The organism is Amycolatopsis oliviviridis, assembly GCF_014654365.1.
Lineage (GTDB): Bacteria > Actinomycetota > Actinomycetes > Mycobacteriales > Pseudonocardiaceae > Amycolatopsis > Amycolatopsis oliviviridis.
Window position 1 is genome coordinate 164433 of record NZ_BNAY01000012.1, and the last position, 22849, is coordinate 187281.

Annotated in this window: 21 protein-coding genes; 13 read left to right on the top strand and 8 right to left on the bottom strand. The window is 69.3% G+C overall.

The window, feature by feature from the left end:
- Positions 1-86 precede the first annotated feature (86 nt).
- Positions 87-785, bottom strand: a complete 699-nt coding sequence (locus IE302_RS38270; RefSeq protein WP_191259344.1) for a TetR/AcrR family transcriptional regulator — start codon at positions 783-785, stop codon at positions 87-89.
- A gap of 75 nt (positions 786-860) precedes the next feature.
- On the opposite strand from IE302_RS38270, the gene IE302_RS38275 reads away from it, so the two are divergent.
- The gene (locus tag IE302_RS38275; protein WP_191259345.1) at positions 861-2303 is read left to right on the top strand and encodes a carotenoid oxygenase family protein; all 1443 of its coding nucleotides are present in this window, start codon (positions 861-863) and stop codon (positions 2301-2303) included.
- Between the two features lie 5 nt (positions 2304-2308).
- On the opposite strand, the gene fdhD is transcribed toward IE302_RS38275, so the two are convergent.
- Positions 2309-3139: a formate dehydrogenase accessory sulfurtransferase FdhD gene (gene fdhD, locus IE302_RS38280; RefSeq protein ID WP_191259346.1), complete on the bottom strand. Its 831-nt coding sequence runs from the start codon at positions 3137-3139 to the stop codon at positions 2309-2311.
- 101 nt (positions 3140-3240) lie between these two features.
- On the opposite strand from fdhD, the gene IE302_RS38285 reads away from it, so the two are divergent.
- From IE302_RS38285 to IE302_RS38295, 4 genes are read left to right on the top strand one after another with little or no spacing between them, the layout of a single operon-like run.
- Complete coding sequence (locus tag IE302_RS38285; protein ID WP_191259347.1) at positions 3241-4602, top strand: L-lactate MFS transporter; 1362 nt, start codon at positions 3241-3243, stop codon at positions 4600-4602.
- Positions 4599-4727: an MFS transporter small subunit gene (locus IE302_RS43135; RefSeq protein WP_005158479.1), complete on the top strand. Its 129-nt coding sequence runs from the start codon at positions 4599-4601 to the stop codon at positions 4725-4727. The genes IE302_RS38285 and IE302_RS43135 overlap by 4 nt, the downstream gene beginning before the upstream one ends.
- Before the next feature lie 10 nt (positions 4728-4737).
- Positions 4738-5496 (top strand): SDR family NAD(P)-dependent oxidoreductase, encoded by a 759-nt coding sequence (locus tag IE302_RS38290; RefSeq protein WP_191259348.1) that lies wholly within the window; start codon positions 4738-4740, stop codon positions 5494-5496.
- A 48-nt stretch (positions 5497-5544) separates the two neighbouring features.
- Positions 5545-6948, top strand: coding sequence for an LCP family protein (locus IE302_RS38295; protein ID WP_191259349.1), 1404 nt, complete (start codon positions 5545-5547; stop codon positions 6946-6948).
- Positions 6949-6954: 6 nt separating this feature from the next.
- Here the strand turns inward: IE302_RS38295 and IE302_RS38300 are convergent, their stop codons facing one another.
- Entirely contained in the window at positions 6955-7842 is an 888-nt protein-coding gene (locus IE302_RS38300) for a hypothetical protein (RefSeq protein WP_191259350.1), read from the bottom strand.
- A 201-nt stretch (positions 7843-8043) separates the two neighbouring features.
- Here IE302_RS38300 and IE302_RS38305 point away from each other — a divergent pair, with 201 nt between their 5' ends.
- Positions 8044-9213, top strand: coding sequence for a hypothetical protein (locus IE302_RS38305; protein WP_191259351.1), 1170 nt, complete (start codon positions 8044-8046; stop codon positions 9211-9213).
- Between the two features lie 25 nt (positions 9214-9238).
- Here IE302_RS38305 and IE302_RS38310 read toward each other — a convergent pair whose 3' ends face one another.
- The gene (locus tag IE302_RS38310) at positions 9239-11545 is read right to left on the bottom strand and encodes an FdhF/YdeP family oxidoreductase (RefSeq protein ID WP_191259352.1); all 2307 of its coding nucleotides are present in this window, start codon (positions 11543-11545) and stop codon (positions 9239-9241) included.
- A gap of 48 nt (positions 11546-11593) precedes the next feature.
- Positions 11594-11920, bottom strand: coding sequence for a hypothetical protein (locus IE302_RS38315; protein ID WP_191259353.1), 327 nt, complete (start codon positions 11918-11920; stop codon positions 11594-11596).
- Between the two features lie 134 nt (positions 11921-12054).
- Here IE302_RS38315 and IE302_RS38320 point away from each other — a divergent pair, with 134 nt between their 5' ends.
- A complete protein-coding gene (locus IE302_RS38320) occupies positions 12055-14688 on the top strand; it encodes a valine--tRNA ligase (protein ID WP_191259354.1) in 2634 nt (877 codons plus the stop codon).
- Positions 14689-14758: 70 nt separating this feature from the next.
- Here the strand turns inward: IE302_RS38320 and IE302_RS38325 are convergent, their stop codons facing one another.
- Positions 14759-15634 carry an SGNH/GDSL hydrolase family protein gene (locus IE302_RS38325; RefSeq protein ID WP_191259355.1) on the bottom strand — a complete coding sequence of 292 codons (876 nt, stop codon included), beginning with the start codon at positions 15632-15634 and terminating at the stop codon, positions 14759-14761.
- A 106-nt stretch (positions 15635-15740) separates the two neighbouring features.
- Positions 15741-16370 carry a class I SAM-dependent methyltransferase gene (locus IE302_RS38330; protein WP_191259356.1) on the bottom strand — a complete coding sequence of 210 codons (630 nt, stop codon included), beginning with the start codon at positions 16368-16370 and terminating at the stop codon, positions 15741-15743.
- 69 nt (positions 16371-16439) lie between these two features.
- On the opposite strand from IE302_RS38330, the gene folC reads away from it, so the two are divergent.
- From folC to IE302_RS38345, 3 genes are all read left to right on the top strand, one after another.
- Complete coding sequence (gene folC, locus IE302_RS38335; RefSeq protein WP_191259357.1) at positions 16440-18116, top strand: bifunctional tetrahydrofolate synthase/dihydrofolate synthase; 1677 nt, start codon at positions 16440-16442, stop codon at positions 18114-18116.
- A complete protein-coding gene (locus tag IE302_RS38340) occupies positions 18113-18511 on the top strand; it encodes a DUF4233 domain-containing protein (protein ID WP_191259358.1) in 399 nt (132 codons plus the stop codon). The genes folC and IE302_RS38340 overlap by 4 nt, the downstream gene beginning before the upstream one ends.
- Before the next feature lie 185 nt (positions 18512-18696).
- Entirely contained in the window at positions 18697-20253 is a 1557-nt protein-coding gene (locus IE302_RS38345; protein ID WP_191259359.1) for an alkaline phosphatase D family protein, read from the top strand.
- Here IE302_RS38345 and IE302_RS38350 read toward each other — a convergent pair whose 3' ends face one another.
- Entirely contained in the window at positions 20254-21114 is an 861-nt protein-coding gene (locus tag IE302_RS38350) for an NAD(P)-dependent oxidoreductase (protein WP_191259360.1), read from the bottom strand. It abuts the gene before it with no gap.
- A 112-nt stretch (positions 21115-21226) separates the two neighbouring features.
- Here IE302_RS38350 and IE302_RS38355 point away from each other — a divergent pair, with 112 nt between their 5' ends.
- From IE302_RS38355 to IE302_RS38365, 3 genes are all read left to right on the top strand, one after another.
- Entirely contained in the window at positions 21227-21574 is a 348-nt protein-coding gene (locus IE302_RS38355) for a winged helix-turn-helix transcriptional regulator (protein ID WP_191259361.1), read from the top strand.
- A gap of 64 nt (positions 21575-21638) precedes the next feature.
- Entirely contained in the window at positions 21639-22049 is a 411-nt protein-coding gene (ndk, locus tag IE302_RS38360; protein WP_005158515.1) for a nucleoside-diphosphate kinase, read from the top strand.
- A 55-nt stretch (positions 22050-22104) separates the two neighbouring features.
- Entirely contained in the window at positions 22105-22848 is a 744-nt protein-coding gene (locus tag IE302_RS38365; RefSeq protein ID WP_191259362.1) for a maleylpyruvate isomerase family mycothiol-dependent enzyme, read from the top strand.
- Position 22849: the final 1 nt, after the last annotated feature.

Here is a 22849-nt window from a genome sequence, read left to right on the forward strand (position 1 = left end):
CCCCCGTTGATCTTCTACCAGGTCAGACGTGCGTTCTCGCGGGAAGGTTGCACGGTTCACCGACCTGTGACCGGGGTATCGCCGGATCAGGTGCCGATGTTTCCCTCTTTCGCGCGCCAGGCTTCGATCGAGACCTGCGCGGACCGCGTCGCGGCCTCGAAAGTGTCTCCGAGACCCACTCCGAGCGCGGTGGCCAGGGGAATCAGGATGTGGTCCACGCCATTCCGGCCGTCGCCGAAGTGGCCGGCGACCTCCAGCGTGATGTAGCCGTGCACGGCGCTCCAGAGCTGGGCGGCGACGGCGAACTCCGAGGCGGGACGGAACCGGCCCGCCTCGATCACCCGCTTCGCGCCGCGGACGAGATAGCCGAACGCTTCGAGGCCTTCCGCGCTCGCGTTCTGGCGGGTCTCCTCGTTGGTCATGTCGCCCAGTGCCGCCTTCTGCCCGCTGGGCTGGCTCTGGCCGAAGGTGACCGCGTAGAGCTGCGGGTTGTCCACCACGGTCCGCCGGTACGCCAGCGCCAGGGTGAGGATGTCGGCCGCCGGGTCCTCGGTCTCCTCGACCTCGCCGAGATTCGCCGACAGCCGCCGGAATCCCTCGCGCGCGACCTCGTCGACCAGGGCGCCCATCCCGCCGAAGTGGGTGTACACGGCCATGGTCGACGCGCCGATTTCGGCCGCCAGCTTGCGGGCCTGGAGTGCCTCCGGGCCGCCGTGTTCGAGCAGCCGGATCGCCGCCTCGATCAGCTTGGCCTTGACCTCGGCGGCAGCGGGTTTCGGTGACATGCTTGCCAGTGTCTCATAACCCTGTTATAAATGAATCCATAACTACGTTATTGTCATCGATCCAGGGGGCCTGTGATGGGCAACAAGTTCCTCGAGGGCAACTTCGCCCCGGTCAGCAGTGAGCACACGATCACCGAACTGCGCGTCACCGGGCACATCCCGGAGTACCTGGACGGGCGCTACCTGCGGAACGGGCCGAACCCGCTGTCCGAAGTGGACCCGGCGACCTATCACTGGTTCATGGGCGACGGCATGGTGCACGGCGTCCGGCTGCGCGACGGCCGCGCGGAGTGGTACCGCAACCGCTGGGTGCGCAACCCTCGGCTTTCGCGGGAACTCGGCGAGACCTGGGAAGGCGGCTCCGTCCCCGGCGTCGCGTCCATGGGGGCCAACACGAACGTGATCGGCCACGCAGGCAAGACCCTCGCGCTGATCGAGGGCGGCGCGACGAGCTTCGAGCTGACCGACGAACTCGACACCGTCGGCGCCTGCGACTTCGACGGCACCCTTCCCGGCGGCTACACCGCCCACCCGAAGCGTGATCCGGAGACCGGCGAACTGCACGCCGTGTCGTACTTCTTCGGCTGGGGCAACAAGGTTCAGTACTCGGTGATCGACGCGCAGGGCCGCGCCAAGCGCACGGTCGACGTCGAGGTCACCGGCTCGCCGATGATGCACGACTTCTCCCTGACCGAGAAGCACGTCGTCTTCTACGACCTCCCGGTCACGTTCGAGAGCGAGCAGGCCGTCGCCACATCGGTTCCGTCGTTCCTGCGCACCCCCGCCCGGCTGGTGGTGTCCGCGCTGGTGGGCAAGGTGAAGGTGCCGGACCCCCTCAGCGCGAAACTGCGTCAGCGGATCTCGGGCAACTCGGGCCTGCCGTACCGCTGGAACCCCCGGTACCCGGCGCGGATCGGGGTCATGCCGCGGGAGGGCGGCAACGGCGACATCCGCTGGTTCGAGGTCGAGCCGTGCTACGTGTTCCACCCGATGAACGCCTACGACGACGGCGACACCATCGTGCTGGACGTCGTCCGGCACCCGAAGATGTTCGACACCGAACTGCTGGGGCCCGCCGAGGGACCGCCGACCCTGGACCGCTGGACCGTCGACCTGGCCGCGGGCAAGGTCGTCGAGGAGCGCCTCGACGACCAGGGGCAGGAGTTCCCGCGCGTCGACGAGCGGCTGGTCGGGCGGCCGCACCGGTTCGGCTACTCGGTGTCCACAAGGGACGGATCGGCGTCCTCGGGTGCCCTGCTCAAGCACGATCTGTGGAAGCGTTCGGTCGCGTCGAGGGAGTTCGGCGCCGGCGCCCAGGTGGGGGAGTTCGTGTTCGTCCCGTCCTCAGTGGACGCGGGCGAGGACGAGGGCGTGCTGATGGGATTCGTCTACGATCCCGCGACGCAGAAGAGCGATCTGACCATTTTGGACGCGGGAACGCTGGAGACCGTCGGTGCCGTGCACCTGCCGGACCGCGTGCCGAACGGCTTCCACGGGAACTGGGTGGGCGCGGAGTAAGGGCGTCAGTCGAGGCCGAGCACCCGCTGTTCGCCGCTGTAGAGGTTCATGCTGTCGCCCCGCAGGAAACCGATGAGGGTCATGCCGTTCTCTTCGGCCAGTTCCGCGGCCAGCGACGACGGCGCGGAAACCGCCGCCAGCAGGCCGATCCCGGCCATGGCGGCCTTCTGCACCAGTTCGAACGACGCGCGGCCGGACACCAGCAGTCCGGTGTCCGCCGCGGGGATCCGGCCCTCCTGCAGGGCCCAGCCGAGGACCTTGTCGACGGCGTTGTGCCTGCCGACGTCCTCCCGCACGACGGCGAGGTTCCCCCGCGAGTCGAAGAGCGCGGCCGCGTGCAACCCGCCGGTGCTGGAGAAGACCTTCTGATGCGCGCGCAGCGTGTCCGGGAGTCCGGCCAGCACCTCGGTGCTCACCGTGAATTCGGACTTCTCCGGTGAGAACCGGCTTCGCAGCTTGACCGCGTCGAGCGCGGCCTTGCCGCAGACGCCGCACGAGGACGTGGTGTAGAAGTTCCGCTCGACACCCGTCTCCGGTGGCGCGACCCCTTCGGCCAGCGCGATGTCCAGGACGTTGTAGGTGTTGCGGCCCTGGTCGTCGACGCCGTCGCAGTACCGGGCGACCGCGACGTCCTCGCGCGAGGTGAGCACCCCTTCGGACAGCAGGAAGCCGTGCGCGAGTTCGACGTCGTTGCCGGGTGTCCGCATGGTGACCGCGAGTGCCTTGCCGCCGACGCGGATCTCCAGCGGTTCTTCGGCCGCGAGCGCGTCGGGCCGCCGCACGTCCCTGGTCGCGGAGATCTTCCGCACCGGACGGCGCACCGTCACCCTGCCCACTTGTCCACCTTTCTGGCCGGTCATTCGACAGTCGTGTACTGCAACGTCGGGAATTAAGTAATACATTCCCAGTGCACATCCTCAGAGTACGGAGGCGCCGGATGGCTGTCGGCTTCCTGGACCGTTCCCGCATCGTCGCATCACCGGGCTGGAGCCGCTGGCTGATACCACCCGCCGCGCTGGCCGTGCACCTGTCGATCGGGCAGGCGTACGCGTGGAGCGTCTTCAAACCGCCGCTGGAAAAGACCCTCGGGCTCAGCGGTACGGAGAGCGCTCTCCCGTTCCAGCTCGGCATCGTGATGCTCGGGCTGTCGGCGGCGTTCGGCGGGACGCTGGTCGAGCGCAACGGGCCGCGCTGGGCGATGTTCGTCTCGATGGTCTGCTTCAGCTCGGGCTTCCTGCTCTCCGCGCTCGGCGTGGCGACGTCGCAGTACTGGCTCGTCGTCCTCGGCTGGGGCGGGATCGGCGGCATCGGGCTCGGGATCGGCTACATCTCACCGGTGTCGACGCTGATCAAATGGTTCCCGGACCGGCCGGGCATGGCCACCGGGATCGCGATCATGGGCTTCGGCGGCGGCGCGCTGATCGCCTCGCCGTGGTCGTCGCAGATGCTGGGCACGGCGCCGTGGTCCCTCGGGACGGTCGCGACGGCGTTCCTCGTGCACGGCCTGGTCTACGCGGTCTTCATGAGCCTCGGCATCCTGCTGATCCGGGTGCCCGCCGACGGCTGGAAGCCGAAGGGCTGGGAACCGAAGGCCGACAACGGCAACGCGATGATCACCACCGCGAACGTGTCGGCGCGCAACGCCATCAAGACGCCGCAGTTCTGGCTCCTCTGGGTGGTCCTGTGCTTCAACGTGACGGCGGGCATCGGCATCCTGGAGAAGGCGGCACCGATGATCGCGGACTTCTTCCGCGAGACCTCGACACCCGTCGGCACCGCCGCCGCGGCCGGGTTCGTCGCGTTGCTGTCGCTGACCAACATGCTCGGCCGGTTCGTCTGGTCGTCCACTTCGGACCTGGTGGGGCGCAAGAACATCTACCGGCTCTACCTCGGCGCGGGCGCCCTGCTGTACCTCGTGATCGCGTTGACCACCAACGCCTCCAAGCTCGTGTTCGTCCTGTGCGCCATGCTGATCCTGTCCTTCTACGGTGGCGGCTTCGCGACCGTCCCGGCGTACCTGAAGGACCTTTTCGGCACCTACCAGGTCGGCGCGATCCACGGCAGGCTGCTGACCGCGTGGTCGATGGCGGGGGTGCTCGGGCCGCTCATCGTCAACGCCATCGCCGACGGCCAGAAATCGGCGGGCAAGGTCGGCCCCGACCTCTACACGACATCGCTGTTCATCATGATCGGCCTGCTGGTCGTCGGTTTCGTGGCCAACGAGCTGGTACGGCCGGTCAACCCGAAGTTCCACGAGCCGGCGTCGTCCGGCGAGCCCGCGAGGAGTGAGGCCCGATGACCGAACAGGCTCCCGAAAGCCGCCGCGTCGGGTTGATGGTGTTCGCCTGGCTGTGGGTCGCGCTCCCGTTCGCCTACGGCGTCTACGAGCTGTTCCGGAAAGTGGTCCAGCTCTTCGGTGGCTAAGCTCGGCTCCATGGGAGTTCTGGTGACCGGGGCGTCGCGTGGCATCGGCCGGGCGATCGCGACGGCCTTCGCGGACAAGGGCGACCGGGTCGCCGTGCACTACGCCTCGAACCGGGAGGACGCCGAGCGGACGCTCGCCGAACTGCCCGGTTCCGGGCACGGACTGGTCCAGGGCGATCTCTCGGATCCCGAAGTGGCGCAACGAGTCGCCGACGAGGCCGAGGCGGCGGTGGACGGCGTCGACGTCCTGGTGAACAACGCCGCCTTCGCGCCGTCCGCGGCGTCGGCGCACCCCGTCGCCGAGGTGTCCTATGCGGACTGGCAGCGGATCTGGCGGCGGATGGTCGACGTCAACGTGCTCGGCACGGCGAACGTGACCTACTGCGTGGCGCGGCACATGATCGAGCGCGGCGCGCCCGGCCGCGTCGTCAACATCGGCTCGCGCGGCGCCTTCAAGGGCGAGCCCGAGTTCCCCGCGTACGGCGCGAGCAAGGCCGCGCTGCACTCCCTCGGGCAGTCGCTCGCCGTCGCCCTCGCCCCGCACGGCATCGCGGTCACCTCGGTCGCACCCGGCTTCACGGCCACGGACAGAGTCGCGACGAAGCTCGAAGGCGCGAGCGGCGAGGTCCTGCGCGGGCAGAGCCCGTTCGGCCGGGTCGGCACGCCGGAGGAGGTCGCGGCCGCCGTCCTCTACCTCGCTTCCGCCGAGGCCGCCTGGGCGTCCGGCGCGATCCTCGACCTGAACGGCGCGTCGCATCTGCGGATGTGAAGTGGATCACTTATGCAGCAGTGAGCGTGTCCCGCGCGTCCTAAGAACGTGCACAAGCTGGGGAAAGTCCTGATCGCCGCGTTGGCGCTGGCGGTGTTCGGCGGGACCGCGTACGGATACTCGACGATGCAATCGCTGGACGGCGTCACCCGCGAAGACGTGATCGAGGCCCCGGATCCGGGGGAGCAGCCCGCCGACGGGTCGCTGGACATCCTGCTGGTCGGCCGCGATTCGCGGACCGACGAGCACGGCAACCCGCTGTCCCAGGAGATGCTGCGTGAGCTGCGCGTGGGCGCGAACGGCGACGACCTGACCGACACGCTGATCGTGCTCCGCATTCCCAATGGCCAGAAGGCGGTGAAGGCCTTCTCGATCCCGCGCGACTCCTGGGTCGCGGAGCCGGGGACGAAGGACAAGACCAAGATCAACGGGATCTTCGGGCACGCCAAGTTCGCTTCGGCGAGTGCGCAGCGCGAGGCGGGCAAGACCGACAAGGCCGAGATCGACAAGGTGGCGATCACGGCCGCGCGGAAGGCGACCTTGAAGGCGGTCGAGGACCTCACCGCCGTCAAGATCGATCACTTCGCCGAGGTCAACCTGCAGAGCTTCTACGACATCAGCAAGGCCGTCGGCGGGGTCGAGGTGTGCCTGAAACGGGACACCAAGGACATCAAGTCCGGGGCGAACTTCAAGGCGGGGAAGCAGACGATCCAGGGCGCGGACGCGCTGGCCTTCGTGCGCCAGCGCGAGGATCTGCCTCGCAGCGACCTCGACCGCGTCCGCCGTCAGCAGGTGTTCCTCGCCGGGCTGGCGAAGCAGGTGCTCTCCGCCGGGACGCTCGCCAACCCGGCCACCCTCTCCGAACTGATCGACGCGGTGAAACGCTCGGTCGTGCTCGACGGCTCGTGGAACCTGCTCGACTTCGTCCGGCAGATGCAGGGCGTCACCGGCGGCGGCATCGCCTTCGAAACGATCCCGGTGGTCAACCCCGACTACCGCTACAACCCCAAGCAACCGACCGCGACCGCCGTGCAGGTGGACCCCGCCCAGGTGCGGGCCTTCGCCGCGTCCCTGATCGGTGCCCAGCCCACGACCCCGCAGGCGCCCGAGGGGCCCAAGGTCGACGTCGTCAACGCGAGCGGCAAGGACGGCCTGGCCGCCCGCGTCTCGGATCTCCTGGTGGGGAAGGGATTCGGCAAGGGTGACACGACGGCCGAGACCGGACGACGGACCTCCGTCGTCCGGTTCAGCGACGCGTCCGGGCCCGCCACGGAGATCGCGAAGCTGCTCGGCGGGCTGGAAACCCAGAAGTCCGACTCCGTCGCAGCGGGCCACGTGCAGGTCGTCCTCGGACAGGTCTACAAGGGACCGGGCGTGTCCGCGGGCGGCGGGACGGCCGGCGTCCGGACCGACCAGCCCATCACCTCCGAGGACACCGAGTGCATCAACTGAGCGGGGTCAGTCCGATGGCGGGAGCTTGCCGTTCTTGGCGACCGGAAGGCCCAGCTGCGTCGGTTCGGTGAGGACGACCTGTTCACCGGGCAGATGCGCCAGCACCGGGTTCAGATGAGTCAGTTTCAGCGTGACCGGACCGATGACGCTCGGTCCCGTGGTGACGTCGTACTTCGCGAGATCCAGCCACTGGACGGTATCGAGCACCTCCCGGGTGACCTCGTCGCCGCCTTTGGTGACGGGAACGCACAACTGCCGCGCGTTGCCGACCTTCACGTCCGTCTTCGGCCGGTCGGCCAGCACCGGGTTGAGATGCCCCAGCGTCAACGGGAAAGGACGGCCGGGGATGCCGAGGACGCGCAGGGCGTAGCACTCGAGGTCGATGTGCCGCACGAACGACAGGATCTCCGGTGGCGGCAGTTCGCCGTTCTTGGCGACCGGGACGCACAACTGCTCCGGCGACAGCATGGTCACGGGGGCGTCCTGGATCCCCAGCTTCCGCACGACCGGGTTGAGCTGGCTCAGCGTCAGCGGGAAGTCCGCCGCGCGGCCTTCGATCCGGTAGCAGGACAGGTCGACCCAGCGGACGTAGTCGAGGATCCCGGGCGGCGGGATGGCGCCGTTCTTCGCCACAGGTACGCAAAGCTGCTCGCGCGCCCCCAGTTCGACCTTCTCCGGAGGCAGCTCCGCGAGCACGGGATTGAGGTGTTTCAGCGTGACCGTCGTCGGTGGCGGTTTGTAGCCTTCGGTGCGATAGCAGGACAGATCGAGCTGGGAGACGAAGGGGAGCGGCGGCGGCACGCCCGGTGCGGCGGTGGCCGCGCCGGGCAGCACGGCGACGAGCAAGAGCGAGGCGGCCGCGGCGAACCAGCGCGGGGTCGTTCTTCGTGACATGACAAGGCCTTCCGTGAGCGGTTTCTCTCACGGTGGGCGCGGAACGGCCTCGTCCGGCACCGCCAAGCGGGCAGCCTAAGGTGCGACGTTCCCCGGGACCCCGGCGGTGGTTCGACCCTTTCGGCGCTACCGGTCCGCGAGCGCCACCGGATACGTTGGGCCGACCGCGTTTGATCGACTTGAGTAACTGGGGAGTTGCCGATGTCCGCATCGATTCGTCATGCCCGAAGAACGGTCCTGGGCGCCGTGTTGCTGGCCGGAGTGGCGCTCGCGACGGCTCCGGCCGCGCAGGCGGTACCCGGGCAGGAATTCGTCACGACGCCGACCGGCGCGCTGACCTACCTCCGGTCGGTAAGCGCTTTCGCCACCACGGATTCCGGGAAAGCGTGGGCCGTCGGCTCCGGCCCGTGGTCCGCGGGGATCGCGCGGTGGGACGGCGCGGCGTGGCAGGAGGAGCAGACTCCTCAGTTCAGCGGTGGTTTCTCCGGCGCGGTCGCGGTGAACGACACGAACGTCTGGGCCGTGGGGACGAACTACGACGCCGGCAACGGCGGCAGGCCGGTGGCACTCCACGGCGACGGCACGACCTGGACCCAGACGGCGATCCCGGAGGTCCCGGAGAAGATCGCCCGCCTGAACGACGTGGCCGCGTCGGGCGCGGGCGACGTCTGGGCGGTGGGTTCGGCCGGAATCGACGGCTCCCAGCAGCCCAACCCCGATTCCCGGCCGTTCGTGGTGCGGTGGAACGGTTCCGCCTGGCAGGAGGTCGCGGTACCGGTGCCCGCCGGCACCCGGTACTCGGCGTTGTCGTCCGTCGCGGTCCGCGGCCAGGAGGTGTGGGTGTCGGGCTACGCCTACGTCCGCCTCGCCGACGGCCAGGAACGGTATCGCGCGCTCGTGGAGCGCTTCGACGGTACACAGTGGACGATCGTGCCCACGGCGCCCGAGCCCGGTGCGCCGGAGGACTTCCTGCGGTTCGCCAACCGGATCGCCGTCGGCGCGCCCGGCGAGGTGTGGCTGGCCGGGCAGGCTGACATCGACCAGCTGATCCAGCGGTGGACCGGCTCCGCCTTCGAACGCGGGCCGGAGTTGCCCGTGGACCTGCGGACGCCGACCGGGAGGCTCGGGTCGCTCAGCGCCGACGACAACGGCAAGGCGTGGGTCACCAGCGCGAAGTACGACTCCGGAGCCGGGGTCAGCAGGCCGCTGTTCGGGGTCTGGGACGGGACCGGCTGGAACGACGTCCCGGTGGCCGACCAGTCGCTCGCCGGCAACGGCGGCGTGGTCGCCACGAGCCGGTCCGGCGGGGTGATCTGGGCGTATGTCCAGACCAATGCGTCCACCCCGGTGATCCTGCGCGCCGAGGGCTAGCCGGTGGTGGTCCGGCCCGAGCCGCTCAGCTCAGCGGCTCCAGCCGGACCACGACCGCCTTCGACACCGGGGTGTTCGACTTGTCCGCCACGGAATCCAGCGGCACCAAGGCGTTCGCCTCGGGGAAGTAGGCCGCCGCGCAGCCGCGTGCCGTCGGATACGAGACGACGCGGAAGCTCGGGGCCCGGCGGTCGCCGTCGCGCCATTCCGAGACCAGGTCGACCATCGCGCCGTCGGCGAGACCGAGCGAGACGAGGTCGTCGGGGTTGACCAGCACGACGCGCCGGGCGTCCTCGATCCCGCGGTAACGGTCGGAAAGGCCGTAGATCGTGGTGTTGTACTGGTCGTGGCTGCGCATTGTCTGCAACAGCAGCCTGCCTTCGGGCACCTCGGGGTACTCGAGTCCGGAGACGGTGAAGTTGGCTTTGCCGTTGGCGGTCCCGTTGAACTGCCGGGAATCGCGCGGCGCGTTCGGGAGGACGAACCCGTCGGGCTCGCGGACCCGGGCGTTGTAGTCGTGGCAGCCGGGGACGACGCGGGCGATCCGGTCGCGGACGAGGTCGTAGTCACCGTGGAAGTCCCGCCACGGCACGGGATGCCCGGCGCCGAACAGCGCTTCCGCGAGATGGCAGATGATCGCGACCTCGGACAGCAGCCGCTCGCTGGCCGGGGCCAGCCTGCCGCGCGAGGTGTGGACCTGCGACATCGAATCCTCGACGGTGACGAACTGATCGCCCGCGGCCTGGGTGTCGCGTTCGGTGCGGCCGAGTGTCGGCAGGATCAGCGCGGTCTTGCCGGGGACGACGTGCGAGCGGTTGAGCTTCGTCGACACGTGCGCCGTCAGCGAGCACGACTTGAGCGCCTTCTCGGTCAGCTCCGTGTCCGGTGTGGCGGAAGCGAAGTTGCCGCCGACGGCGAAGAAGACCTTGCCCTTCCCGTCGCGCATCGCGCGGATCGCGGCGACGGTGTCGTAGCCGTGATCGCGCGGCACCTTGATGCCGAACTCCTTGTCGAGACTGTCCATGAAGGACTCCGGCATCTTCTCCCAGATGCCCATCGTCCGGTCGCCCTGGACGTTGGAGTGCCCGCGAACCGGGCACAATCCCGCGCCCGGTTCGCCGATCATGCCGCGCATCAGCGCCAGGTTCGCGACCTCGGAGATCGTCTGCACCGCGTGCTTGTGCTGGGTCAGGCCCATCGCCCAGCAGTAGATGGTCCGCTTCGACGTCGCGATCATCCGCGCCAGGCGCTCGATCTGCTCCCGCGGCAGCCCGGTCGCCTTGGCGACCTCGGTCCAGTCGATCTCCCGCAGATGCTTCGCGTAGTCCTCGAACCCTTCGGTGGACGACTCGACGAACGCGCCGTCGACGATCGTGCCGGGGGTCTCCTGCTCCCACTGCAGCAGGAGATGCCCGATCGCCTGGAACAGCGCGAGGTCGCCGCCGAGCCGGATCTGCGCGAACTCGTCGGCCAGCGGGGTGCCCTTGCCGACCACGCCCCGGACGTTCTGCGGGTTCTTGAACCGCATCAGCCCGGCTTCCGGCAGCGGGTTGACCGCCATGATCTTCGCGCCGTTGCCCTTGGCCTCTTCCAACGCGGACAGCATGCGCGGGTGGTTCGTGCCGGGGTTCTGGCCGACCACCACGATCAGGTCCGCCTTGTGGATGTCGGCGAGCGTCACCGAGCCCTTGCCGATCCCGGTCGTCGCCGCGAGCGCCGCCCCGGAGGACTCGTGGCACATGTTGGAGCAGTCCGGGAGATTGTTGGTGCCGTAGGAACGCACGAGGAGCTGGTAGAGGAACGCGGCCTCGTTGCTGGTGCGGCCCGAGGTGTAGAAGATCGCCTCGTTCGGGTCCTGAAGCGCGCGAAGCTCGTCCGCGACCAGGGTGAACGCGTCGTCCCAGGAGATCGGTTCGTAGTGCGACGAGCCTTCGCGCAGCACGAACGGCTCGGTGATCCGGCCCTGCTGGCCGAGCCAGTAGTCCGTCTTGTCCGCCAGCTCCTGGATGGAGTGCTCCGCGAAGAACTCGCGGCCGACCCGGCGCTTCGTGGCCTCCTCGGCGACGGCCTTCGCGCCGTTCTCGCAGAACTCCGCGAACTTGCGGTGCTCGCCGTCGACCTCGCGCGGCTCCGGCCAGGCGCACCCGGGACAGTCGAAGCCGTCGCGCTGGTTGAGCAGGCGCAGCGTCTTCACCGTGCGCGCGGCGCCCATCTGCTCCATGCCGCGCAGCAGGGAGACGGCGACCCCGGGGATCCCGGCCGCCCAGCTCTTCGGTTTCCCGACCTCGAGCTGTGTCTCGTCAACGTCGTTCGCGGGTGCTTCGCGGGTCATGACCCCATCGTGCGCCTTGCCGCTCGCGCGCGCGACCGAGGGGTGGGCTCAGGCGCCGGTGTCGAGGCGCGTGATCTGCGATTCGTCCAGCGGGAACCAGGGTGTCTCGTTGACGCCGCGCTCCTGCACCGCGTTCACCGTCACCGCGGCCACGACCAGCACGACCAGGCCGATGATCGCGGCGACACCCGGCCAGCGGCTCGACCCCGGCGAGCGGTAGCCGCCACCGGACGACGCGGCCGCCTTCTGCTGCTTGCGCCGCTTCTTCTTGAGTTCCTTCTTCGCGCCCAGCCAGGCGTCGCGTTCGGCGTGTTGCTGCCAGTCCGGATTCATCAGATCCGGGTGGGTCTCGATCCGCCGGTCCTCTTCGTCCATCTGGCTCAGATCCCCCGGGGTCTCGCGATTGGCCGCCGAATTACACCGGCCACCATACCTGGACCGCGGCGGCGTCACGGCCGGTGAGCAGTGCGGCTGAAAAGCGGGTTTCGGGGGTTCGTAGACTTGACAATGTGACCGAGAACGCCCAGCCGCAGCAGACCGACCTTCCGGGTACCTGGAACCCGGCCGACGAAGAAGCCTCGCTCTACCAGCGTTGGGTAGACGCCGGCTACTTCACGGCCGACCCCACGTCGGACAAGCCGCCGTTCACGGTAGTCATCCCGCCCCCGAACGTGACCGGTTCGCTGCACATCGGGCACGCGTTCGAGCACACCCTGATCGACGCCATCACCCGCTACCACCGCATGCTCGGCGACGAGACGCTGTACCTGCCGGGGATGGACCACGCGAGCATCGCGGTCCACGCGCTGGTCGAGAAGCAGCTCCGCGCCGAGGGCACCAGCCGCCGCGAGCTCGGCCGTGAGGCCTTCGTCGAGCGCGTCTGGCAGTGGAAGAACGAGCACGGCGGCAAGATCCTCGCCCAGATGAAGCGCCTCGGCGAGGGCGTCGACTGGACCCGCGAGCGGTTCACCATGGACGACGGCCTGTCCAAGGCCGTCAACACGATCTTCAAGAAGCTGTTCGACGACGGCCTGATCTACCGCGCCGAGCGCCTGGTCAACTGGTCGCCGGAGCTGCGGTCGGTGCTGTCCGACGCCGAGGTGAAGCACGAAGAGGTCGAAGGCGAACTCGTCTCGATGCGCTACGGCGACGGCGAGAACGCGATCGTCGTGGCCACCACCCGGATGGAGACGATGCTCGGCGACACCGCCGTCGCGGTCCACCCGGACGACGAGCGCTACACGCACCTCATCGGCACCGAGGTCGAGCTGCCGCTGACCGGGCGCAAGATCCCGATCGTCGCGGACAAGCACGTCGACCCGGAGTTCGGCACCGGCGCGGTCAAGGTGACTCCCGCGCACGATCCGAACGACTTCGAGATCGGCCAGCGGCACGACCTGCCGATGATCACGATCATGGACGAGCAGGGCCGCATCGACGGCACCGGCACCGAGTTCGACGGCATGGACCGCTTCGAGGCCAGGGTCGCGGTGCGGGAGAAGCTGCGCGAGCAGGGCCGCATCGTCGCGGAAAAGCGCCCGTACCTGCACAGCGTCGGACACTCGGAGCGTTCGAAGGAACCGATCGAGCCACGGCTGTCGCTGCAGTGGTTCGTCAAGGTCGGCCCGCTCGCGAAGGCCGCCGGCGACGCGGTGCGCGACGGCCGGGTGAACGTCCACCCGCAGGAGATGGAGAAGCGCTACTTCGACTGGGTCGACAACCTGCACGACTGGTGCATCTCGCGTCAGCTGTGGTGGGGCCACCGCATCCCGGTCTGGTACGGCCCGAACGACGAGGTCGTCTGCGTCGGACCGGACGAGGAACCGCCCTCGGGTGAGGGCTGGACCCAGGACCCGGACGTCCTCGACACCTGGTTCTCCTCCGGCCTGTGGCCGTTCTCCACCCTCGGATGGCCGGAGAAGACCCCGGACCTGAACAAGTTCTATCCGACGTCGGTGCTGGTCACCGGCTACGACATCCTGTTCTTCTGGGTCGTGCGGATGATGATGTTCGGCCTCTACGCCACCGGCGAGGCACCGTTCAAGACCATCGCGCTGCACGGCATGGTCCGCGACCAGTTCGGCAAGAAGATGTCGAAGACCGCGGGCAACGGCGTCGACCCCATCGAGTGGATGGACAAATACGGCACCGACGCGCTGCGGTTCACCCTCACGCGCGGCGCCAACCCGGGCACCGACGTGCCGATCGGCGAGGAATGGGTCGCGGGCTCCCGGAACTTCACCACGAAGCTCTGGAACGCCACCAAGTTCGCGATGATGAACGGCGCGGACGCGAACGCCCCGCTGCCCGCCGCGGCCGAGCTCACCGAGGCCGACCGCTGGATCCTCGGCAGGCTCGGCAGCGTCGTCACCGACGTCACCGCGTACCTGGCGGACTACCAGTTCGCCAAGGCCACGGACCTGCTCTACCAGTTCACCTGGACCGAGCTGTGCGACTGGTACCTGGAGCTGTCGAAGGTCCAGGTCTTCCAGGGTGACGAGGCCCGCGTGACGGCGACGCGCGCGGTGCTGGGGCACGTGTTCGACACGGTGCTGAAGCTGCTGCACCCGTTCATCCCGTTCATCACCGAGAAGCTGTGGACGGCGCTGACCGGCCGCGAGTCGCTGGTGATCGCCCCGTGGCCGGCGGCGGACGGCTCCTACGCCGACGCGGTGGCCGACAAGCGGATCGCGGACGTGCAGAAACTGGTCACCGAGGTCCGCCGGTTCCGCGCGGACCAGGGCCTCAAGCCCAGCCAGAAGGTGGCCGCGCGGCTGTCCGGCGACGGGTTCGCCGAGATCACCGGGCACGACGAGCCGATCCGTGCGCTGGTGCGGCTCACCCGGCCCGAGGACGGTTTCGCGCCGAGCGCGTCGCTGGAGGTCGGGCTGTCGGCCGGTGTCGTCACCGTCGAGCTGGACCTGTCCGGCACGATCGACGTCGCCGCCGAGCGCAAGCGTTTGCAGAAGGATCTCGGCGCGGCGGAGAAGGAACTGGCGCAGGCCGAGGCCAAGCTCGGCAACCAGGCCTTCATCGACAAGGCGCCGGAGCCGGTGATCGGCAAGATCCGGGCCCGCAAGGAGACCGCGGCCGCGGACATCGAGCGCATCAACGCCCGGTTGGCGACGCTTCCCGCCTCCTGACGACTGCAATGAAGGGGCCTTTCATAGCAAAATTTGCTATGAAAGGCCCCTTCATTGCACGCCGGGGCGCTCAGCGGAGGTGGCGCAGGATCACCCCGGCCACACCGGCCATCCCGGTGCGGTACGGGTGGTAGGCCGCCGCGGCGAGCAGTTTCGTGTGCTGCCCGTTGATCCACGCGGCACCCTTCGGCGCACAGGCGTCGTGCCCGGCGGACGGACCGAACGTGTCCACAAAGGATGAATCCCCGTCGGCGTCGACGGCCTTCTCGATGGCCGAGTTCAGCGCCTTCTCGACGTCGTTGAGCCAGGCGTAGTCACCCTCGGCGAACGGCAGGATCTTCGGGCAGTAGCCGGATTCCGGCGCGATCCGCGGGTAGCCGATGACGAGCACGTCGGCACGCGGCGCGCGGGCGTGGATGCCGGCCAGCACCTTCTCGACGTTCTTGCCGGTTTCGGCGATCTTGGCCTTGATGGTGTCGACACCGCCGACGGTGAACCTGTCCTGGCACGGATTCCCGGTGGGATCGCTCGCGCGCAGGGAAGGGCAGGTGCCGACGAGCGTGCCGAAGACGCCGTAGTCGTTGCCGCCGATGCCGACCGTCACCAGGTCGGTGTTCACGCGCAGGGCGCTGAACTGGGGCGGGTTGCTGCCGAGGGTCACGTTCTGCCGCTCCGTCATGTCGCCGGTGTCGGCGCCGCCGCAGCTGATGTCGGTGAAGGACCGGACCTTCAGCGCCGCGGCGACCATCGACGGGTAGTTCTGCGTGGATTTGCCGCAGAAGAGCGGATCGAGGCGGGGGAGCGGGATGAGCGGCCCGGAGGTGTAGGAATCACCCAGCGCGACGTAATTCCGGTAGGACCGCGTCGCGGCGGTGGCCGCCGTGGTGGAGGCGATCAGCAGGACGACGGTCGATACGGCCGCGAACAGGACGCGTCTGAAGCGCATTGGGACCCCGATCTCCGGACTGGACGGTCCCTCCAAAATGACCCGCATCCGGCCGTGCCGGCGCCGCCGATCGGGTGGTCGGCGCCGGTTTCACCCGCTTGGGGTGTCACATCGGGTGGTCGTCTTCCGGTCTCCGGTAGACGAGGAGATAGCGGTAGAAGAGCAGGTTCCGGATCTTGCTGCCCGGCAGCAGCCGGGCCGCGTCGCGCCGGATCCGGTTCATCGGCGGGAAGGTCTCGTGGACGGGCGCGGCAGGCAGCGGATCGACCCCGCCGTTGAGCCGGTCGCCCGCGTACACGACCACCCTGGCCAGCGCGTTGACCGGCGAGGCCACGAGCGCACGGGCGTAGTCGGCGGGCGTGCTGGGTCTGCCGAGGCCGAGCACGGCCAGCACCCCGCCGGGGACCAGCGCGTCCCGCAGCCTCGTGACCGTGTCGAACGGCACGTGGTGAAGCGACGCGAGGCAGGAGATGAAGTCGTACGCCCCCTCCGGCAGCTTCTCGGCGGCGACGTCGGCCTGGCGGTACGAAATCGTCCCGGGACCGGGCGATCCGGCGGCACCGGCCAGGTCGATCATCGGACCGGACCGGTCGATCGCCTCCACGTGCATCCCGGTCGCCGCGAGCCGCCGCGCGAACCGGCCGCTGCCGCAGCCCACGTCCAGCGCCACCCCCGGACCGGGAGGCAGCTGGTCGAGCAGCAGCGGGTGGTAGTGGTCGTTGTGGTTGAACCCCATGCGTCGAGAGTGCCAGCAAAAGCCGCACGTAGACTCGGTCCGACAGGAGCAAGGCTAAGAGGAGAGTTCGTGCCGCGTGGTGACGGCCGGGATCCCGAAGAATTCGCGGAATCCCCGGACCTGGCAGATCTGGACAGTTTCGCCGGTGTCGACGAATTGGGGGCACGGGCCCACGATCCGTCCGACGACACCGACCCGGATCTGGACGCACCCGACGCCGCGTACCAGGCGGGCGGCGGCGCCGGCGGCGGGATCGGCGGGATCGGGCAGCTGGGGGACAACCTCGCGCTCGGGCCCGTGCCGGACCTCGTCGCCCCCGAGGACGTCGAACTGCACGAGCTGGACGACCAGGGTGACGAGTTCGCCCCGTCCGACCCCAACGGTCAGCAGGCGCGCCGCGAACTGCTCGCCGTCGAGGCCGAGCTGAACCAGCGCTGGCCCGAGACCAAGATCGAGCCGTCCCTCGCCCGGATCGCGGCCCTGGTCAACCTCATGGGTGAACCGCATCGCGGCTACCCGGTGGTGCACGTCGCCGGGACCAACGGCAAGGGCTCGACCACCCGGATGATCGACGCGCTGCTGACCCGGATGGGCCTGCGCGTCGGCCGGTACACGAGCCCCCACCTGCAGCTGGTCACCGAGCGGATCGCGCTGGACGGCGTCCCCATCTCCGCCGCCGCGTACGTCGACCTGTACCGCGACGTCGCGCCGTACGTGACCATGGTCGACAACGCGGGCGGGCCCGACGCGGTGCCGATGAGCAAGTTCGAGGTGCTCACCGGAATGGCGTTCGCCGCCTTCGCCGACGCGCCCGTCGAGGCCGCCGTCGTCGAAACCGGTCTCGGCGGCTCGTGGGACGCCACCAACGTCGTGGACGGCGACGTCGCCGTCATCACGCCGATCGGCGTCGACCACGTCGAGTACTTCGGTGGCGATCCGGCCAAGGCCGCGGTGGAGAAGGCCGGGATCATCAAGCCCGGCGCCGTCGCGGTCATCGCCGAGCAGGACCCCGAAGTGCAGAAGATCCTGCTGGAACGCGCCGTCGAGGTCGACGCGAGCGTCGCCCGCGCGGGCAGCGAGTTCGGCGTGCTGGAACGCGAGGTCGCGGTCGGCGGGCAGATGCTGAAGCTGCAGGGCCTCGGCGGGGTCTACGACGAGATCTTCCTGCCGCTGCACGGCGCGCACCAGGCGGCCAACGCCGCGCTCGCGCTGGCCGCCGTCGAAGCCTTCTTCGGCGCGGGCAAGGACAAGCAACTGGTCGTCGAAGCCGTTCGTGAGGCCTTCGCCGAGGTGGAGACCCCCGGCAGGCTGGAGCGCGTCCGCGCCGCACCGACCGTGCTGCTCGACGCCGCCCACAACCCGCACGGCGCCAAGGCGCTCGCCACCACCGTCGCCGAGGAGTTCGCCTTCCGTCGCCTCGCCGCCGTGGTCGGTGTGATGGCCGAGAAGGACGCGCGGGGGATCCTGGACGCCCTCGAACCGGTCGTGTCCGAGATCGTCGTCACGAAGAACTCGTCCCCGCGCGCGATGCCGCTCGACGAACTCAACGACATCGCCATCTCGATCTTCGGTGAAGACCGCGTCGTGGCCGAGCCCAGCCTGGACGCCGCGATCGAAACCGCCATCGGCCTCGTCGAGCAGAGCGACGACCCGGAGGAACCCCTGGCGGGCGGAGGCGTGCTGGTCACCGGCTCGGTCGTCACCGCGGGCGAGGCCAGGACCCTGTTCGGTAAGGAGCCGGCGTGACCGACGAGACCCCGAAGCCGCCCGCCAAGGACCCGATGAAGTCCTTCCGCGGCGTGATGGCCGGCTCCCTGATCATGGAGGGCATCACCGTCGCGCTCGCGCTGCCGGTGGTGGCGAAACTCGGCGGCGGGGTCGGCTCGTTCACCGGCTGGTCGGTGATCGTGATCGCGGTCGCGCTGATCGTGCTGTGCGGGTTCCTGAAGAAGCCGTGGGCGGTGCCCGCGGTGCTCGCCCTGCAGGTGGCGCTGATCGCGTTCTTCGTCGCGCTGCCCGCCGTGGCGATCCTCGGGGTGATCTTCCTCGGGATCTGGCTGTGGCTGCTGTGGCTGCGGCGGGACGTGGCCCGGCGGATGGCGGCCGGGACCCTGCCCAGCCAGCAGCAGCAACCCCAATAGGCCTTCGCGGGTGTCATGAAAGGGGCCGTTCAGGACGAAAAATGTCCTGAACGCCCCTTTCATGACACCCGGGCCGGACTCGCCGACGAACCCGGCGAAGGGTTCAGCCGGCTACGGTCCGTTCGTTCATCACCAGGTCAACCGCCGTTGGCCCACCGGCCGTGGCCGCGGGATAGAACCGCGCCATGACCGCTTCCCACCACAACCGCCGCACGCTGCTCAAAGCCGGTCTCACCGGCGCCGGGGCCGTCGCGGGCGGCCTGCTCCTCCCCGGGACCGCGACCGCGAATCCCGTCCCGCTGATCCGCGGCGGCCGCCCGGTGCTCACCCACGGTGTCCAGTCCGGCGACGTCACCACCGGTTCCGGCATCGTCTGGTCGCGTGCCGACCGGCCTTCGCGGCTGATCGTGGAGATCTCCCGGGACCCTTCGTTCCGCTACGCGCGCCGCGTGCGCGGTCCGGTGATGAGCCCGGAGACCGGCGGGACCGGCAAGGTCCGCGTCGCCGGTCTGCTGCCGGGGACCGAGGTCCACTACCGCGTGACCGCCGAGTCCCTCGACGGCCGGACGTGCAGCGAGGCCGTCACCGGCCGGTTCGCCACGGCGCCGGTCGGCCGCTCGGACGTCCGCCTGGTCTGGTCCGGTGACGTCGCGGGCCAGAACTGGGGCATCAACCCCGAACGCGGCGGCATGACGATCTACCGCGCGATGGCCGACCGCCGTCCCGACCTGTTCCTCCACTGCGGGGACACCGTGTACGCCGACGCGCCGCTCACCGAAACCGTCGCGCTGCCCGGCGGTCGCGTGTGGCGCAACATCGTCACCCCGGAGAAGTCGAAGGTCGCCGAGACGCTCGACGAGTACCGCGGCCAGTTCGCCTACAACCTCCTCGACGACAACCTCAAGCGGTTCACCGCGAACGTGCCCGCCTACGTCCAGTGGGACGACCACGAGGTCGTGAACAACTGGTACCCGGGCGAGATCCTCAACGACCGCCCCGAATACACCGAGAAGCGCGTCGACGTGCTCGCCGCCCGCGCGTTCCAGGCGTTCCACGAATGGCATCCGATCGACCGCCGTCAGGCCGTCGACGGCCGCGTGTACCGCAACTTCCGGCACGGCTCCCGCGCCGAGGTCTTCGTGCTGGACATGCGGACCTACAAGGACGCCAACACCGCGGACCAGACCAAACCGGGCCGCATCCTCGGCGACCGGCAGGCGCGCTGGCTCGTCGACGCGCTCGACCGCAGCACCGCCACCTGGAAGATCGTCCAGGCCGACCTCCCGATCGGGCTCACCGTCCCGGACGGCAAGGGCATCGAGGGCGTCGCCAACGGCCTGCCCGGCGCGCCCGGCGGCCGCGAGACCGAACTCGCCTGGGTGCTGCGGGAGATCTCGCGGCGGCGGGTGCGCAACGTCGTCTGGCTGACCGCCGACGTGCACTACACCGCGGCGCACCACTACTCGCCGGATCGCGCTTCCTTCACCGATTTCGACCCGTTCTGGGAGTTCGTCTCCGGTCCGCTCAACGCCGGCGCGTTCGGCCCGAACACCCTCGACCCCACCTTCGGGCCGGAAGCGGTGTTCGTGCACGCCCCGCCCGCGGCGAACACCTCGCCCGCCGACGGTTTCCAGCACTTCGGCGAGGTGAACATCGACGGACGGAGCGGTGCGCTCACGGTCGACCTGAGGGACGCCACGGGCGCTTCGCTGTGGTCGAAAACCCTTCAGCCCCAGCGATGATCAAGGCCGGCTGAGCAGTTCCGTCAGGACCGCGATGCTGCGGTCGCCGTGCCCGGCCTCGGCGGCCCGCCGCACGAGGTCGTGCATCGGACGTTGCCAGTCGACGTCGACGCCTTCCTCGGCCAGTTCGAGGTCGGCCACGGCACCGGCGTGGAAGATGTCCACCGAGGCGGCCGGATCGGAGTAGTCGCGGCTGTCGATTTCCTTGGCGTACATCGGAAGCACCGAGATGATCATCTCGAACCACTTGGTCGCGTACGGCAGGAGCGTTTCGGCTTCGAGCCCGCGCGACCGCAGTGCGGCGGCACCCTGGAAGAACCCGACCAGTGCGGGCAACAGGGTGCCGCCGACGGCGATTTCGTACAGTGCCGCGAGATCGGCCTCGTCGCCGAGGTGGACGGTGTCGCCGCCCAGTACGCGCAAGGTGTCGACGTGTTCGTCGAAGACCGCCTTGTCGCCGCTGTAGTACAGCAGCGTGTCCGGCGCGCCCACGGCCGACGGGATGTTCTTGACCGCGCCGTCGAGAAACCGCGCGCCCCGGCTCGTCGCCCACTCGGCCATCCGGCGCGCCCCCGCCGGGGAACCGCTGTTCAGGGTGACCAGGGCTCGTCCGGTCAGGGAAGCCGGTTCCAAGGCCGCGCGCGTGTCTTCGTAGGTGGTCAGACAGGCGATGGTCAACGGACTCGCCCGCACCGCCTCGTCGGCCGTTCCCGCCCGGCTCGCTCCCCGTGCGACAAGGGAATCGGCCTTGGAAGCCGTCCTGTTCCACACCGTGGTCGGATGCCCGGCCGCGAGGAAGGCACCCGCCAGGGCCGAGCCCATCGAACCGAGTCCGACGACGGTCACCGGCGTATTCGTCATTTTTCGCTCCAGTCATAGAAAATCTCGGGGATGACTCCATGCTGGGCCGTCGCGTACATTCGATCAAGTACCTACTATTTTGCCGGGTACTGACAAAAAGGTAAGTGAAACGATGAGCAAGAACCGGACGTTCACCTGCGGCCTCGACGCCGCGATCGCCGTCATGGGCGGCAAATGGAAAGGGCTCATCCTGTTCGCGCTCCAGGACGGGCCCGTGCGTTTCGGGGAACTGCGGCGCGCGGTACCCGGCATCAGCGAACGGGTGCTGATCCTGCAGCTGCGCGAGATGGAGACCACCGGACTGCTGCATCGCGAGGTGTACCACCAGGTCCCGCCGAAGGTGGAGTACTCCCTGACCGAATTCGGGGACTCGCTCAACACCGCGATGGCCGCGCTGGGGGAGTGGGGCGAGGAGCACCTCGAGCGGATCGAGGCCATTCCCTGGTCCGACGTGAAGTGAGCGGTGAAGCACCCAGTAGGCTCCGGGCGAATAGCACGAAACCCACCCAAGGAGAAATACCGCCGTGACTGAACGCACGCTGGTCCTCGTCAAGCCCGATGGCGTCGCGCGCGGCCTCGTCGGCGAGGTCATCGCTCGCATCGAGCGCAAGGGCCTGAAGCTCGCCGCCCTCGAACTGCGCACCGTCGAGCGCTCGGTCGCAGAGGAGCACTACGCCGAGCACAAGGAGCGCCCGTTCTTCGGCGACCTCCTCGAGTTCATCACCTCGGGCCCGCTGGTCGCGATCGCCGTCGAGGGCCCGCGCGCCATCGCCGCCTTCCGCCAGCTCGCCGGTGGCACCGACCCGGTCGAGAAGGCCACCCCCGGCACCCTGCGCGGCGACTTCGCGCTGGAGACCCAGTACAACCTGGTGCACGGTTCGGACTCCCCGGAGTCGGCCGAGCGCGAGCTCAAGCTCTGGTTCCCCGAGGTCTGACACACTCGTGGGTGGCGCGGGAAGACCGCGTCACCCACGGATCTGGGGGTTGTCGATGACACCGGACGAGCACCTGGCCCGACTGCGGGAACTCACCACCGGTTTCGCGGGGGTGGCGCGCACCGGGGACCACGCCGCGCCCGTCCCGTGCTGCGGCGACTGGCTCCTGCGTGACCTGGTCGTCCACCTCGGCAACGTCCACCGCTGGGCGACGGAGATCGCCCGGACCGGCGAGCCCGCCCCGCAGGACTTCGGCGTCGAACCGGGCGCGGATCTCGCCGCCTGGTACGCCGAATGCGCGGACGGCCTCATCGGGGCCCTGAGCGAGGCCTCCCCGGAAGACCGCGCCTGGAACTTCACCGCCGGCGCCAAGACCAAGGCGTTCTGGTTCCGCCGCCAGGTCCACGAGACCGCGGTGCATCTGCTCGACGCGCATCGCGCGGCGGGCACCGAATACACCCTCGACCCGTCCATCGCCGCCGATGGCGTGGACGAGGTCCTCATCGGCATGCTGCCGAAGGTGAAGCGCTGGCACACCCCGCCGAACGTCACCGTTCCGTTGCTGCTGAAGACATCCGACACCGGACACGCCTGGTTGATCACACCGCCGGGTGAGAACGACGTCCCCGGTTCGCGGCGGGCCGACCCCGCCGAAGCGGCGGGCGCCGTCGTCGAAGGGCCCGCGGAAGGGCTGGACTTGCTGCTGTGGCAACGAGTCGGGCTCGACGGGGCGGGCCTGAAGATCACCGGCGACGTCGCGGCGGCCGAAACCTTCCTCGCCGGGCCGTTCACGCCCTGAT